General features: G+C 55.2%; 13 protein-coding genes and 3 tRNA genes. All 16 read right to left on the bottom strand.

What is annotated here, in order from left to right:
• Nucleotides 1–209, bottom strand: a 209-nt coding sequence (locus PQU95_RS18290) for a GTP-binding protein (RefSeq protein ID WP_272750815.1), incomplete at its 3' end; no start/stop codon positions are given.
• Between the two features lie 74 nt (nucleotides 210–283).
• Nucleotides 284–2,383 carry an elongation factor G gene (gene fusA / locus PQU95_RS18285; protein WP_272753329.1) on the bottom strand — a complete coding sequence of 700 codons (2,100 nt, stop codon included), beginning with the start codon at nucleotides 2,381–2,383 and terminating at the stop codon, nucleotides 284–286.
• A 27-nt stretch (nucleotides 2,384–2,410) separates the two neighbouring features.
• Nucleotides 2,411–2,881 (bottom strand): 30S ribosomal protein S7, encoded by a 471-nt coding sequence (rpsG, locus tag PQU95_RS18280; protein ID WP_017507380.1) that lies wholly within the window; start codon nucleotides 2,879–2,881, stop codon nucleotides 2,411–2,413.
• Between the two features lie 99 nt (nucleotides 2,882–2,980).
• The gene (rpsL, locus tag PQU95_RS18275) at nucleotides 2,981–3,352 is read right to left on the bottom strand and encodes a 30S ribosomal protein S12 (RefSeq protein ID WP_017507381.1); all 372 of its coding nucleotides are present in this window, start codon (nucleotides 3,350–3,352) and stop codon (nucleotides 2,981–2,983) included.
• A gap of 152 nt (nucleotides 3,353–3,504) precedes the next feature.
• The gene (gene rpoC, locus PQU95_RS18270) at nucleotides 3,505–7,698 is read right to left on the bottom strand and encodes a DNA-directed RNA polymerase subunit beta' (protein ID WP_272753328.1); all 4,194 of its coding nucleotides are present in this window, start codon (nucleotides 7,696–7,698) and stop codon (nucleotides 3,505–3,507) included.
• 59 nt (nucleotides 7,699–7,757) lie between these two features.
• Complete coding sequence (rpoB, locus tag PQU95_RS18265; protein WP_272753327.1) at nucleotides 7,758–11,933, bottom strand: DNA-directed RNA polymerase subunit beta; 4,176 nt, start codon at nucleotides 11,931–11,933, stop codon at nucleotides 7,758–7,760.
• Between the two features lie 152 nt (nucleotides 11,934–12,085).
• On the bottom strand, nucleotides 12,086–12,454 hold the full coding sequence (gene rplL / locus PQU95_RS18260; RefSeq protein WP_147695191.1) for a 50S ribosomal protein L7/L12: 369 nt from the start codon (nucleotides 12,452–12,454) through the stop codon (nucleotides 12,086–12,088).
• A gap of 36 nt (nucleotides 12,455–12,490) precedes the next feature.
• Complete coding sequence (gene rplJ / locus PQU95_RS18255; RefSeq protein ID WP_272753326.1) at nucleotides 12,491–12,988, bottom strand: 50S ribosomal protein L10; 498 nt, start codon at nucleotides 12,986–12,988, stop codon at nucleotides 12,491–12,493.
• Between the two features lie 83 nt (nucleotides 12,989–13,071).
• Nucleotides 13,072–13,146 (bottom strand) — tRNA-Thr (locus tag PQU95_RS18250).
• Nucleotides 13,147–13,267: 121 nt separating this feature from the next.
• Nucleotides 13,268–13,342: transfer RNA gene (locus tag PQU95_RS18245), tRNA-Thr, on the bottom strand.
• A gap of 20 nt (nucleotides 13,343–13,362) precedes the next feature.
• A complete protein-coding gene (gene rplA / locus PQU95_RS18240; RefSeq protein ID WP_272753325.1) occupies nucleotides 13,363–14,058 on the bottom strand; it encodes a 50S ribosomal protein L1 in 696 nt (231 codons plus the stop codon).
• Nucleotides 14,059–14,490: a 50S ribosomal protein L11 gene (gene rplK, locus PQU95_RS18235; protein WP_017507387.1), complete on the bottom strand. Its 432-nt coding sequence runs from the start codon at nucleotides 14,488–14,490 to the stop codon at nucleotides 14,059–14,061. It abuts the gene before it with no gap.
• A gap of 96 nt (nucleotides 14,491–14,586) precedes the next feature.
• Nucleotides 14,587–15,120: a transcription termination/antitermination protein NusG gene (gene nusG / locus PQU95_RS18230; protein WP_026107682.1), complete on the bottom strand. Its 534-nt coding sequence runs from the start codon at nucleotides 15,118–15,120 to the stop codon at nucleotides 14,587–14,589.
• 2 nt (nucleotides 15,121–15,122) lie between these two features.
• Nucleotides 15,123–15,476, bottom strand: coding sequence for a preprotein translocase subunit SecE (gene secE, locus PQU95_RS18225; RefSeq protein ID WP_272753324.1), 354 nt, complete (start codon nucleotides 15,474–15,476; stop codon nucleotides 15,123–15,125).
• A 63-nt stretch (nucleotides 15,477–15,539) separates the two neighbouring features.
• Nucleotides 15,540–15,615: transfer RNA gene (locus PQU95_RS18220), tRNA-Trp, on the bottom strand.
• 10 nt (nucleotides 15,616–15,625) lie between these two features.
• On the bottom strand, nucleotides 15,626–15,976 hold a 351-nt coding region (locus PQU95_RS18215), incomplete at its 5' end, for an EF-Tu C-terminal domain-related protein (RefSeq protein ID WP_502654473.1).

The following is a 15,976-nucleotide window of genomic DNA, read 5'->3' as shown; positions in this document are numbered from 1 at the left end:
TATTCTACGTGAGCGGTGTTAATGGTAATACCGCGGGCTTTTTCTTCTGGCGCGCTGTCGATCTGGGAGTAGTCTTTAGCTTCGCCGCCGAATTTCTTGGACAGAATGGTGGTGATAGCAGCGGTCAGGGTAGTTTTACCGTGATCCACGTGACCGATGGTACCAACGTTTACGTGCGGCTTGGTCCGCGCAAACTTTTCTTTTGCCATTTTGCAAACTTCCTTAATTAAAGAACAAACAGTTCAAAGGTTGGCCGCGCCTGCGGCCAACCTCAACGCGCAAATTATTTACGGGCAGTCATCACTGCTTCAGCGATGTGCTTCGGTGCTTCAGAGTAGTGCTTGAACTCCATGGAGTAAGTAGCACGGCCCTGGGTAGCGGAACGCAGGTCGGTGGAGTAGCCGAACATCTCGGACAGAGGAACCTCTGCCTTGATTTTCTTGCCACCCAGACCATCATCGTCCATACCTTGAACAATACCGCGACGACGGTTCAGGTCACCCATCACGTCACCCATGTATTCTTCAGGGGTCTCTACTTCAACGGCCATCATCGGCTCGAGGATGCAAGGACCTGCACGACGCATGGCTTCTTTGAATGCCAGCGAGCCGGCCAATTCAAACGCGATCTGCGACGAGTCAACATCGTGGTAGGAACCGAAGGTCAGACGAACAGTAACGTCCACAACCGGATAGCCAGCCAGAATACCGTTGTTCAGCGAGTTACGGATACCCTTATCAACGGAAGGGATGAATTCGCGAGGAATCACGCCGCCCTTGATCTCGTCGATGAACTTGTAGCCTTGACCTTCGCCGGACGGTTCCAGAGTGATTGTACAATCACCGTACTGACCTTTACCGCCAGACTGCTTGGCGTGCTTACCTTGCACGTCAGCAACAGTCTTGGTGATGGTTTCGCGGTATGCCACTTGCGGCGCACCCACGTTGGCTTCAACACCAAATTCGCGACGCATACGGTCAACCAGAATTTCCAGGTGCAATTCGCCCATGCCGGAAATGATGGTTTGTGCCGATTCTTCATCGGTACGTACGCGGAAGGAAGGATCTTCCTTGGCCAGGCGGTTCAGGGCAACACCCATCTTCTCCTGGTCGGCTTTGGTTTTCGGCTCAACAGCTACGTGAATCACCGGCTCCGGGAACACCATGCGTTCCAGAATGATCGGGGAGTCAATAGCACACAGGGTTTCACCAGTGGTCACTTCTTTCAGGCCGATACCTGCGGCGATATCGCCCGCACGTACTTCGGTGATTTCCTGACGGTCGTTAGCGTGCATCTGCACGATACGGCCCATGCGCTCTTTCTTGCCTTTAACCGAGTTCAGCAGGGTGTCGCCAGAGTTAACCACACCAGAGTAAACACGGAAGAAGGTCAGCTGACCTACGTACGGGTCGTTCATCAGCTTGAATGCCAGCGCGGAGAACGGTGCTTCGTCAGAAGCTTCGCGAATGGTAGCAGTACCATCTTCGTTCTCACCCGGTACTGGAGGAACATCCAGCGGGCTAGGCAGCAGCTCAATCACGGCATCCAGCATGCGCTGAACGCCTTTGTTCTTGAACGCGGAACCGCACAGCATCGGCTGGATTTCGCAACGCAGGGTACGCTGACGCAGACCGTGAACGATTTCTTCTTCGCTCAGGGTTTCGCCTTCCAGGTACTTGTTCATGGTGTCTTCGTCGACTTCTGCCGCCGCTTCAACCATTTTCTCGCGCCACTCTTCAGCAACCGCTACCAGCTCAGCCGGGATCTCGCCGTATTCGAATTTCATACCCTGGGAAGCTTCATCCCAGATGATGGCCTTCATTTTCAGCAGATCTACCACGCCTTCGAAGCCGTCTTCAGCACCGATAGGCACAACGATAGGCACCGGGTTACCACGCAGACGGGTTTTCACCTGCTCTACGGCACGGAAGAAGTTGGCACCTTGACGGTCCATCTTGTTCACGAAGGCAATACGCGGCACTTTGTACTTATTAGCCTGACGCCATACGGTTTCAGACTGAGGCTGTACGCCACCTACTGCGCAGTAAACCATTACCGCGCCATCCAGAACACGCATGGAACGTTCTACTTCGATAGTGAAGTCAACGTGACCCGGGGTGTCAATGATGTTGAAGCGGTGTTCCGGGAACTGCAGGCCCATACCTTTCCAGAAGGTAGTGGTTGCAGCGGAAGTGATGGTAATACCGCGCTCTTGCTCTTGTTCCATCCAGTCCATGGTGGCTGCGCCATCATGCACTTCACCGATCTTGTGGTTTACACCGGTATAGAACAGGATACGTTCGGTGGTAGTGGTCTTACCAGCATCAATGTGAGCAGAGATACCAATATTACGGTAGCGCTCAATGGGGGTTTTCCTAGCCATGGCCAGAATCCTTTCGCAGGATGAATATTAGAAGCGGAAGTGCGAGAACGCCTTGTTGGCTTCAGCCATACGGTGAACTTCGTCACGCTTCTTCATCGCGCCGCCACGGCCTTCAGCTGCATCGATCAGCTCGCCAGCCAGACGCAGGTCCATGGATTTTTCGCCACGCTTACGCGCAGCATCGCGCAACCAGCGCATTGCCAGCGCCAGGCGGCGGGAAGGACGTACTTCAACAGGAACTTGATAGTTTGCACCACCTACACGGCGGCTTTTTACTTCAACGATCGGCTTGGCGTTGGAGATAGCAGTGTTGAACACTTCTACCGCGTTTTTGCCGGTCTTTTTCTCGATTTGAGCGAGAGCGCCGTAAATGATGCGTTCAGCAACAGATTTCTTGCCGTCGATCATTACAACGTTCATGAATTTGGTCAGATCCTGGCTACCAAACTTCGGATCCGGCAGGATGTCGCGCTTAGGCACTTCTCTGCGTCTTGGCATTTCAATTCCTTCACTATATTCAGTTGAGCTTATGCTCGCGACTACTCAACAAAGCAGCCACTTACTCGACGGACGTATCCGCCGCTTAATGCCCTAAAATTACTTAGGACGCTTCGCGCCGTACTTGGAGCGAGCTTGCTTACGGTCTTTAACGCCAGCAGTATCCAGCGAACCGCGAACAGTGTGGTAACGCACACCTGGCAAGTCTTTTACACGACCGCCACGGATCAGCACTACGGAGTGTTCCTGCAGGTTGTGGCCTTCACCACCGATGTAGGAGATCACTTCGAAGCCGTTGGTCAGGCGAACCTTGCACACTTTACGCAGAGCGGAGTTCGGTTTCTTCGGGGTAGTGGTGTATACACGGGTGCACACGCCACGCTTCTGCGGGCAGGCCTCCAGTGCAGGCACCTTGCTCTTCGACAGAACCGCAGTGCGGCCTTTGCGAACGAGTTGGTTAATAGTTGGCATTACTATCAGTTCCTAGTTGATCTTCTTGACGGCACCATACCACCAAGAAAGACGTGGATTATATTTTAGTCAACCACTTAGCGTCAATGAAATAACGCTGCCCTACCAACGTTAGACGTTGATAGGACAGCGTTTTTTGGGTTTAGTACAACTTAGTGTGTACTAGAGCCAGCGTCGATCTGCTCTTCAAGCGGTGCAAACTCGACATTCAGATCACCAGTAGCGTTCTGACGGCGACGGTTGCGGTGGTAAGCAAGACCAGTACCTGCCGGGATCAGACGGCCAACGATCACGTTTTCTTTCAGACCACGCAGATCATCTTTCTTGCCCATGATCGCCGCTTCGGTCAGCACGCGGGTAGTTTCCTGGAAGGAAGCGGCCGAGATGAAGGAGTCGGTAGACAGCGATGCCTTGGTAATACCCAGCAGTACGTTGTCGTACTGCGCCGGGATCTTGCCTTCGGCAGCCATCTGGTCGTTGGTCTCCAGCACTTCGGCGCGCTCTACCTGTTCACCGGTGATGAAATCGGTATCGCCGGAATCGGTGATCACCACACGACGCAGCATCTGGCGAACAATCACCTCGATGTGCTTGTCGTTAATCTTCACGCCCTGCAGACGGTACACTTCTTGCACTTCCTGGCCAATGTAGCGGGCCAGCGCTTCGATACCCTGCAGACGCAGGATGTCGTGCGGATCGACAGCGCCGTCGACGATCAATTCGCCGCGGTTCACTACCTGACCATCGTGCACCAGTACGTGTTTGTCTTTCGGGATCAGGCTTTCGTAGGCATTGCCGTCCAGATCGGTAATGATCAGACGTTGCTTGCCCTTGGTGTCCTTACCGAAGGAAACAGTACCTGTTACCTCTGCCAGCATGCCGGCATCTTTCGGCGAACGGGCTTCGAACAGCTCGGCCACACGTGGCAGACCACCGGTAATATCGCGAGTCTTGGACGATTCTTGCGGAATACGTGCCAGCACTTCACCTTTACCGACTTCCTGACCATCACGCACGGTAATGATCGCGCCAACCTGGAAGGTAATCGATACGGACGCATCGGAACCAGCCAGCTTCACTTCGTTGCCGTTTTCGTCCAGCAGCTTCACCAACGGGCGCAGCATTTTGGACTGCGCACTGGCGCGACGCTTGTTGTCGATCACCACCAGGGTGGACAGACCGGTTACTTCGTCGGTCTGCTTGGCAACGGTGGCGCCCTCTTCCACGTTCTCGAACTTCACGCGGCCAGAGTACTCGGTGATGATCGGACGGGTGTGCGGATCCCACGTTGCCAGCACTGCACCGGCCTTGATGGTCAGACCGTCGGTCACCATCAGGGTCGCGCCGTACGGCACTTTATGGCGTTCGCGCTCGCGGCCAACGTCATCGTGAATCACCACTTCACCGGAACGGCTGATCACGATCAGCTCTTCCTTGTTGTTCTTCACATAACGCATCTGGCTGGAGAAGCGTACGGTACCGTTGGATTTACCTTCTACCTGGCTGGCAGCGGCATTTCGCGATGCTGCACCACCAATGTGGAAGGTACGCATGGTCAGCTGGGTACCCGGCTCACCAATCGACTGTGCAGCGATCACGCCGACAGCTTCACCAGCGTTAACACGCTTACCACGTGCCAGGTCGCGGCCGTAGCACTGTGCGCACAAGCCGTAGCGGGTGTCGCAAGTGATAGCGGTACGTACCTTGACTTCGTCGATGCCACGCTCGTCGATCAGGTCAACCAGCGCTTCGTCCAGCAGGGTGCCGGCTTCGATCACAGTTTCGCTGGTGGACGGATCCACAACATCGCTAGCAGTCACACGGCCCAGAATGCGGTCGCGCAGGGCTTCGATCACATCACCACCCTGTACCACGGCTTTCATCACGAAGCCGTTGGAGGTGCCGCAATCGTCCTCGATCACCACCAGATCCTGCGTCACGTCTACCAGACGGCGAGTCAGGTAACCGGAGTTGGCGGTCTTCAGTGCCGTATCCGCCAGACCCTTACGTGCACCGTGGGTGGAGATAAAGTACTGCAGAACCGTCAGGCCTTCGCGGAAGTTGGCGGTAATTGGTGTTTCGATAATGGAGCCATCAGGCTTGGCCATCAGACCACGCATACCGGCCAGCTGTTTGATCTGCGCTGCGGAACCCCGGGCGCCCGAGTCGGCCATCATGTAAATGGAGTTGAACGACTCTTGATCGACTTCGTTGCCTTCGCGATCGATAACTTTCTGCTTGGACAGCTCGTCCATCATGGCCTTGGCGATCTTGTCGCCGGTACGACCCCAGATATCCACTACCTTGTTGTAGCGTTCGCCCTGGGTAACCAGACCTTGACGGTATTGCTCTTCGATCTCTTTGACTTCTTTCTGTGCTTCGCCCAGCAGGTCGAATTTCTTCGCCGGGATTTGCATGTCGTCCACGCAGATGGAAATACCACCACGGGTAGAGTAGGCAAAACCGGTGTACATCAGCTGGTCGGCAAAGATCACCGTGTCGCGGATACCGCAACGACGGAAGGAGCCGTTGATCAGACGGGAAATTTCTTTCTTCTTCAACGCACGGTTGATGAACTCGAATGGCAGGCCTTTTGGCAGGATCTCGGACAGGATCGCGCGGCCAACGGTGGTGTTGTAACGCTTGGTTACCGCCACGAATTCGCCTTGATCGTCTTTTTCCCACTCTTTCAGGCGCACGGTAATACGCGTGCCCAGTTCCACCTGGCGGGTTTCGTAAGCGCGATGTACTTCAGCGGTGTCAGCGAAAGCCATGCCTTCGTTGCGGCCGTTGATCTTGTCGCGGGTCATGTAGTACAGACCCAATACGATATCCTGGGAAGGAACGATGATCGGCTCGCCGTTGGCTGGGGACAGCACGTTGTTGGTTGCCAGCATCAGGGTGCGGGCTTCCATCTGCGCTTCCAGCGACAGCGGCACGTGTACGGCCATCTGGTCACCGTCAAAGTCGGCGTTGAATGCCGCGCAGACCAGCGGGTGCAGCTGGATGGCCTTGCCTTCGATCAGCAGTGGTTCGAAAGCCTGGATACCCAGACGGTGCAGCGTAGGCGCACGGTTCAGCAGGACCGGATGCTCGCGGATCACGTCTTCCAGGATGTCCCATACTTCCGGCACTTCCTGCTCTACCAGCTTCTTGGCAGCCTTGATGGTGGAGGCCAGGCCCAGTACTTCCAGTTTGTGGAAGATGAAAGGCTTGAACAGCTCCAGGGCCATTTTCTTCGGCAGACCGCACTGGTGCAGACGCAGGGTCGGGCCTACGGTAATCACGGAACGACCGGAGTAGTCCACGCGCTTACCCAGCAAGTTCTGACGGAAACGACCGCCCTTGCCCTTGATCATGTCAGCCAGCGACTTCAGTGGGCGCTTGTTAGCGCCAGTCATGGCTTTACCGCGACGGCCGTTATCCAGCAGCGAGTCAACCGACTCTTGCAGCATGCGCTTTTCGTTGCGCACGATGATGTCCGGGGCGCGCAGCTCGAGCAGGCGCTTCAGACGGTTGTTACGGTTGATAACGCGGCGGTACAGGTCGTTCAGGTCGGACGTAGCGAAGCGGCCACCATCCAGCGGCACCAACGGGCGCAGCTCGGGCGGCAGCACTGGCAGCACTTCCATGATCATCCATTCCGGCTTCATGCCGGAACGCTGGAAGGCCTCAAGCACTTTCAGGCGCTTGGCGATCTTCTTGATCTTGGTGTCAGAGCTGGTAGCTTCCAGTTCGCGACGCAGGGTCTCGATTTCGGAAGTCAGGTCCAGCTTCTTCAGCAGCTCGCGCACGGCTTCGGCACCCATCAGGGCAACGAATTCTTCACCGTACTCGTCCAGCTTGTCCAGGTAGTCTTCTTCGGTCAGCAACTGACGTGGCTGCAGGCTGGTCAGACCAGGCTCGGTTACCACGAATGCTTCGAAGTACAGCACGCGTTCAATGTCGCGCAGAGTCATGTCCAGCACCATACCCAGACGGGACGGCAGGGACTTCAGGAACCAGATGTGCGCAACAGGCGACGCCAGCTCGATGTGACCCATGCGCTCGCGGCGCACTTTGGACAGGGTAACTTCCACGCCGCACTTCTCGCAGATCACACCGCGATGCTTCAGGCGTTTGTACTTACCGCACAGGCATTCGTAGTCCTTTACCGGGCCAAAAATGCGTGCGCAGAACAGGCCATCACGTTCCGGCTTGAATGTCCGGTAGTTGATGGTTTCTGGCTTTTTAACTTCACCGAACGACCAGGAACGGATCTTGTCCGGGGAGGCGATGCCGATCTTAATCGCATCAAACTCTTCTTCTTGCGTAACTTGCTTAAAGAGATCGAGCAGAGCTTTCATTGCGTCTCCATTCAGGAGGAAGCCTGCGGCCAACGTTGGCCGCAGACTGCCTTACCTAATTAATAACGTTCCAGGTCGATATCCAGGCCCAGCGAACGGATTTCCTTCACCAGCACGTTGAAGGATTCCGGCATGCCGGCATCGATCTTGTGTTCGCCCTTGACGATGTTCTCGTAGATCTTGGTCCGACCGGTCACATCGTCCGACTTCACAGTCAGCATTTCCTGCAGGGTGTAGGCGGCACCGTAAGCTTCCAGTGCCCACACTTCCATCTCACCGAAACGCTGACCACCGAACTGTGCCTTACCACCCAGCGGCTGCTGGGTCACCAGCGAGTACGGGCCGGTGGAACGGGCGTGCATTTTGTCGTCTACCAAGTGGTGCAGCTTCAGGTAGTGCATGACACCCACGGTCACCTTGCGGTCGAAAGCTTCGCCGGAGCGGCCATCGTACAGCGTCATCTGGGTTTTGCTGCCATTGAAGCCCAGCTGTTCGGTATGCGCATCGTCGCTTGGGTAAGCCAGATTCAGCATGTGCATGATTTCCGACTCTTTGGCACCGTCAAACACCGGTGTCGCAAAAGTCATACCCTTGCGCAGGTTTTCCGCCAGCAGTTTCACTTCGGCATCGGACATATCCACCAGCTCGACTTTCTTGCCGGTGTCGTTGTAGATGCGTTCCAGGTAGCTGCGCAGCTCTTCCATACCTTGCTGTTGCTTCAGCATGCGGTCGATACGTTCGCCGATACCTTTGGCAGCCCAGCCCAGATGCACTTCCAGAATCTGACCGATGTTCATACGCGACGGTACGCCCAGCGGGTTCAGCACGATGTCTACCGGGCGACCATCTGCCATGTACGGCATGTCTTCCACTGGCAGAATGCGCGATACCACACCCTTGTTACCGTGACGACCGGCCATCTTGTCACCGGCTTGCAGACGACGCTTCACGGCGATGTACACCTTGACCATCTTCTGTACGCCCGGTGGCAGCTCATCGCCCTGGGTCAGCTTGCGCTTCTTGTCATCGAACTTCAGGTCAAACTCTTCGCGTTTCTGCGACAGGCTTTCCTTGATCAGTTCCAGCTGCTTGGCGATGTCTTCATCAGCCATGCGGATATCGAACCAGTCGTGCTTGGTCGGCAGGCCGGCCAGGTACTCGGTATCGATCTCGGTGCCTTTGGCCAGACGCTTCGGACCGCCGTTGGCTACTTTGCCCACGATCAGACGCTCGATACGGCTGAAGGCATCGTTGTCGAAAATACGCAGCTGGTCGTTCAGGTCCAGGCGGTAGCGCTTCAGTTCGGCATCAATGATGGACTGGGCACGCTTGTCGCGCTCGATACCTTCACGGGTGAACACCTGTACGTCGATCACGGTGCCGGTCATGCCGGTAGGCACGCGCAGCGAGGTGTCTTTAACGTCCGAGGCTTTCTCACCGAAGATGGCGCGCAGCAGCTTCTCTTCCGGTGTCAGCTGGGTCTCACCCTTCGGTGTTACCTTGCCCACCAGCACGTCGCCAGCCGTCACTTCTGCACCGATGTACACGATACCGGCGTCGTCCAGACGGCCAGCCATACGCTCGGACAGGTTCGGGATGTCGCGGGAGATTTCTTCCGGCCCCAGTTTGGTATCACGTGCAACAACCGACAGCTCTTCGATGTGAATCGAAGTGTAGCGGTCATCAGCTACGACTTTTTCGGAGATCAGGATCGAATCTTCGAAGTTGTAGCCGTTCCACGGCATAAAGGCGATGGTCATGTTCTGACCCAGTGCCAATTCACCGATATCGGTCGAAGCGCCGTCAGCTACCACATCACCGCGGGCAATCAGGTCACCTACCTTCACGATAGGACGCTGGTTGATGTTGGTGTTCTGGTTGGAACGGGTAAATTTGGTCAGGTTGTAGATATCTACACCGACTTCACCGGCCATGGCTTCTTCGTCGTTCACACGCACCACAACACGGTTCGCGTCAACGTAGTCCACCACACCGCCACGACGTGCGATCACGGTAGTACCCGAATCGACAGCCACATCGCGCTCGATACCGGTGCCGACAAACGGTTTTTCCGGACGCAGGCAAGGCACAGCCTGACGTTGCATGTTGGCGCCCATCAAGGCACGGTTTGCATCGTCATGCTCCAGGAACGGAATCAGCGAGGCCGCTACCGACACCACCTGGCCGGTAGCCACGTCCATGTACTGTACGCGGTCTGGCGTGGCCAGAATGGTTTCGCCTTTTTCGCGGCAGGTAACCAGCTCGTCGATCAGGTTGCCGGCTTCGTCCAGCTCGGCGTTAGCCTGAGCAATCACGTAACGGCCTTCTTCGATAGCAGACAGGTAATCAATCTCGTTGGTTACCTTGCTATCGATCACCTTGCGGTACGGGGTTTCCAGGAAGCCGAACTCGTTGGTACGTGCGTACACGGACAGCGAGTTGATCAGACCGATGTTCGGACCTTCCGGTGTTTCGATCGGGCACACGCGGCCGTAGTGGGTCGGGTGTACGTCACGTACTTCGAAGCCGGCACGTTCGCGAGTCAGACCGCCAGGACCCAGGGCCGATACACGGCGCTTGTGGGTCACTTCGGACAGCGGGTTGGTCTGGTCCATGAACTGCGACAGCTGGCTGGAGCCGAAGAATTCCTTGATCGCTGCCGAAACCGGTTTGGCGTTGATCAGGTCATGCGGCATCAGGTTGTCGGATTCAGCCTGGTTCAGACGCTCTTTCACGGCACGCTCGACACGCACCAGGCCAGCGCGGAACTGGTTCTCGGCCAGCTCGCCTACCGAACGCACACGACGGTTACCCAAGTGATCGATATCGTCCACTTCGCCACGGCCGTTACGCAATTCGCACAGGATGGCAATCACGGAAACGATATCTTCGGTCGCCAGCACGCCATCGGTTACATCACGACGGTGGCCGAACTTTTCACCGACCAGGGTCTTGAACCACTCTGGCGATTTTTCGTCGAATTTGTACTGGAAGGTACGGGTGTTGAACTTCATGCGGCCAACACGGGACAGGTCGTAGCTGTCCTCGTTGAAGAACAGGCGCTGGAACAGCTGCTCGACTGCGTCTTCTGTTGGCGGCTCGCCTGGGCGCATCATGCGGTAGATGGCCACGCGGGCGGACAGCTGGTCGGCGGTATCGTCACCACGCAGGGTTTGCGAGATGTAAGCACCGTGGTCCAGGTCGTTGGTATACAGCACGTCCACTTCGGATACGTCCTGGATATCCATTTTGGCCAGCAGGTCGTCGGTGATTTCCTCGTTGGCACGGGCGATGATCTCGCCGGTTTCCGGGTTCACCACGTTGTTGGCCAGCACTTTGCCCACCAGCACGTCAAACGGTACTTCGATACGGTCCAGGTTGGCCGCAACGATATCGCGAATGTGCTTGGCGGTAATGCGCTTGTCTTTGGCAACGATCAGTTTGCCGTCTTCGCCCACGATATCGAACTTGGCCACTTCGCCTTTCAGGCGCTCGGCAACCACTTTCATGAACACGCCGTTGCCGGTGAGGTAGAAAGTATCGGTATTGTAGAACTCGGACAGAATGCGTTCGTTGGTGTAGCCCAGTGCCTTCAGCAGGATGGACACCGGCATCTTGCGACGACGGTCAATACGGAAGAACAGCTGATCCTTGGCGTCGAACTCGAAGTCCAGCCAGGAGCCGCGGTAAGGAATCACGCGAGCAGAGAACAGCAGTTTACCGGAAGAATGCGTTTTACCGCGATCGTGCTCGAAGAACACGCCCGGGGAACGGTGCAGCTGGGAAACGATGACACGCTCGGTCCCGTTGATAATGAACGACCCGTTCGAAGTCATCAGGGGGATTTCACCCATGTACACTTCGTTTTCGCGCACTTCTTTTACAACAGGCTTGGACGATTCTTTGTCCAGAATGGTCAGGCGGATACGTGCACGCAGTGGCGATGCAAAGGTAATGCCGCGCAGCTGGCATTCCTGAACATCGAACGGCGGGTCGCCCAGTACGTAATGCACAAAGTCCAGACGTGCAAAACCATTGTGACTGTTGATCGGGAAGATCGACTTGAATGCAGCCTGCAGGCCTACATCCTTGCGCTGATCAAACGGCACACCCAGCTGGAGAAACTCGGTGTACGAATCGATCTGGGTCGCCAACAGGAATGGGACGTCGAGAACAGTATTACGCTTCGCAAAACTTTTACGAATACGCTTCTTCTCAGTAAACGAATAACTCATAGAGTCTCCATCATGGGGGGGTGGCGCAAGAAACCAAACGTCAGCAACCACGCACAACTTGAATGCTGACCTTTGCCATCTTGCAAAGCATCACAAGCGCAACAAGGCTGGCGGATTACTCCGCCAGCCTGACTAATCTTCCCTAAGGAAGATTATTTTACTTCAGCCTTAGCGCCGGCGTCGGTCAGTTGCTTCAGCACGTCGTCAGCTTCAGCTTTGGAAACGCCTTCTTTAACTGCTTTAGGAGCGCCGTCTACCAGATCTTTGGCTTCTTTCAGGCCCAGACCGGTGATAGCACGAACAACCTTGATCACGTTAACTTTGTTGTCGCCAGCAGCGGACAGGATAACGTCGAATTCGGTTTTCTCTTCAGCAGCAGCAGCGCCAGCAGCCGGGCCAGCAACGGCAACAGCAGCAGCGGATACGCCGAACTTCTCTTCAAACGCCTTTACCAGGTCGTTCAGTTCCATAACAGTCAGACCAGCAACTGCTTCGAGGATATCTTCTTTAGTGATAGCCATTTGTATAACTCCTGAATACTATTGATTTCGAATGAATTAAGCGGCTTCGGATTGCTTTTGCTCGGCCAGAGCGGCCAGAGCGCGGGCAAAACCGGATACCGGAGCCTGCATAACGAACAGCAGCTTGGACAGCAGCTCTTCGCGGCTCGGGATAGATGCCAGTTCGGCTACTTCGGCAGCATTCAGCAGCTTGCCGTTGTAGGAACCTGCCTTGACAACAATCTTGCTGTCATCTTTGGCAAACTGGTGCAACACCTTGGCAGCAGCTACCGGGTCAACAGATACACCGTATACCAGCGGGCCAACCATTTGGTCAGCCAGCGCTTCGAACTGGGTACCAGCAACCGCACGGCGTACCAGCGTGTTCTTCAGAACGCGCAGGTACACGCCATTCTCACGCGCCTTGGCGCGGAGTTTGGTCATGCTGCTAACCTCGATGCCCCGATATTCAGCGATAACGAGAGTCTGTGCATCTGCCAGTTGAGCAGATACTTCAGCTACGACCGCCTTTTTATCTTCGATATTGAGACTCAAGGTCCACCTCCTAGACTGAAATGAAGCAGGCAATCCTGCCCCTCTTTGCAGCGGCGACCTAATCAGGAGACATAACAAACGGATGGTGCTCATGGGCGGAATTGAACCGCCGACCTCTCCCTTACCAAGGGAGTGCTCTACCCCTGAGCTACATGAGCGTAAACGTTGAAAAGCCTTCTAAGGGTACACCATCTGCGTAGGCTACTCTTTCGAGCATTAAGTTATGCACACCTACGGTCTTTGATAATCTGGCGAGCCGAAGCTCGCCAGCCCAAAGCTTGGTGCTCATGGGCGGAATTGAACCGCCGACCTCTCCCTTACCAAGGGAGTGCTCTACCCCTGAGCTACATGAGCATGTGCACTACCACCGGCAATTAAGCCTGAGCAGCAGCCACATCTACGCGTACGCCAACACCCATGGTGCTGGATACGGCGATTTTCTTCAGATACTGACCTTTGGCAGCGGCCGGCTTGGCTTTCACCAGGGCATCTACCAGAGCAGCAAAGTTTTCACGCAGGGCTTCAACTTCGAAAGAAGCGCGACCGATAGTAGCGTGAATGATACCTGCCTTGTCGGTACGATACTGAACCTGACCAGCTTTAGCGTTTTTCACGGCTTCAGCTACGTTAGGAGTAACGGTACCTACTTTCGGGTTAGGCATCAGGCCACGCGGGCCCAGGATCTGACCCAGTTGACCTACAACGCGCATTGCATCCGGGGAAGCAATCACTACGTCGAAGTTCAGGTTGCCAGCCTTAACTTGCTCGGCCAAGTCGTCGAAACCGACAACTTCAGCACCAGCAGCTTTGGCGGCTTCGGCGTTAGCACCTTGAGCAAACACAGCAACACGTACCGACTTGCCAGTACCGCGTGGCAGCACAACGGAGCCACGAACAACCTGGTCGGATTTACGTGGGTCCACACCCAGATTAACGGCGATGTCGATAGACTCGTCGAACTTGGCAGTAGCAGCAACTTTAACCATGGAGATCGCTTCTTCAACTGCGTACAGTTTGTTGCGATCTACTTGAGCTTTCAGCGCCTGAACGCGTTTGGACAGCTTAGGCATTTACACACCCTCCACTTCGAGACCCATGGAACGGGCGGAACCGGCGATAGTACGCACGGCCGCATCCAGATCGGCAGCAGTCAGGTCAGGAGCTTTGGTTTTAGCGATTTCTTCCAGCTGAGCGCGGGTCACTTTACCAACTTTGTCAACGTGCGCTTTAGCACTGCCGGACTTGATGCCAGCGGCTTTTTTCAGCAGGATGGTTGCCGGCGGGGTCTTCATCACGAAAGTGAAGGACTTGTCCGCGTAAGCAGTGATCACCACAGGAATTGGCAGACCTGGCTCAACACCTTGAGTCTGGGCGTTGAACGCCTTGCAGAATTCCATGATGTTCAGACCGCGCTGACCAAGAGCCGGGCCGATTGGCGGCGACGGGTTGGCTTTACCAGCGGGCACTTGCAGCTTGATATAGCCTACAATTTTCTTTGCCACGATTTAGCTCCTAAATTTGGGTATAGCGCACTGCACATGCAGCGCTTCCCACACGAAGGGCGTAAGTATACGCAAAACCTTCTTTAAAAACAATAGTTACAGCTTCTCGACCTGGGAAAAATCCAGCTCAACCGGTGTATCACGACCAAAAATCTGCACAGAAACGCGCAGCTTGTTACGCTCGTAATTCACCTCATCCACCGAACCATTGAAATCGGTAAATGGGCCTTCATTAACGCGAACGCGCTCACCCACTTCGAACAGTACTTTCGGCTTCGGCTTTTCCACACCATCCTGCATCTGCTGCATGATGGACTCCACCTCTTTGGCAGAGATAGGGGCCGGACGGTTGGCCGTACCACCCACGAAACCGGTAACCTTAGGCGTGCTCTTCACCAGGTGCCAGGTGTCGTCGGTCATCTCCATCTCGACCAGCACATAACCCGGGAAGAACTTGCGCTCGGAAATGGAGCGCTTGCCATTCTTGATATCCACAACCTCTTCGACCGGCACCAAAACCTGGCCAAAGAGATCTTGCATGCTTTCGCGCTCGATACGCTCTTTCAATGCCTTCTGCACACTCTTCTCGAAACCCGAGTAGGCATGCACTACATACCAACGCTTAGCCATTATCAACCTCGACGAAGCAATACATCATAGAAGAGCCAGGACAACGACGAGTCAACCAGCCACATAAACAAGGCAAGCACAAACACAAAGACAAACACCATCATGGTCATTTGACTTGTTTCTTTACGCGTTGGCCAAACCACCTTGCGAGCCTCTACAATCGACTCTTGCGCGTAAGACACAAACTCGCGCCCTGGTGCAGAAAACCAGAATACCCCAGCTGCAGCCAAAACAGCAGCAACAAAAACCAGCACACGCAGTATGCCTTGGGTTTCCGGCAGCAGGTAGAAACCTACAACACCCGCAGTAACCAGCAGAGCAACCAAGCCGACCTTAAGCTTATCTTGCATTTCCATATGAATTCTCGCGTTGCTTATACGTGAAAAGACTAACCGGCGTAAACGCCGGTTAGTCTTATTTGGCAGGCCAGGAGGGTCTCGAACCCCCAACCCTCGGTTTTGGAGACCGATACTCTACCAATTGAGCTACTGGCCTAAAACCTTCATCAAGCGATAATTTTTGCTACCACGCCGGCGCCAACAGTACGGCCACCTTCGCGGATCGCGAAACGCAGGCCATCTTCCATAGCGATCGGAGCGATCAGTTCTACGGTGATTTCTACGTTATCGCCTGGCATAACCATTTCCACGCCTTCGGACAGGCTAACAGCGCCAGTCACGTCAGTAGTACGGAAGTAGAACTGTGGGCGGTAGTTAGCGAAGAACGGAGTGTGACGACCGCCTTCGTCTTTGCTCAGTACGTATACGGAAGCAGAGAACTTGGTGTGCGGAGTGATGGAACCCGGCTTGGACAGAACCTGACCACGCTCAACGTCTTCACGCTTGGTGCCACGCAG

This window comes from Vogesella aquatica, from assembly GCF_028548455.1.
GTDB classification, from domain to species: domain Bacteria; phylum Pseudomonadota; class Gammaproteobacteria; order Burkholderiales; family Chromobacteriaceae; genus Vogesella; species Vogesella aquatica.
This window is presented reverse-complemented; position numbering and strand designations above follow the sequence as displayed.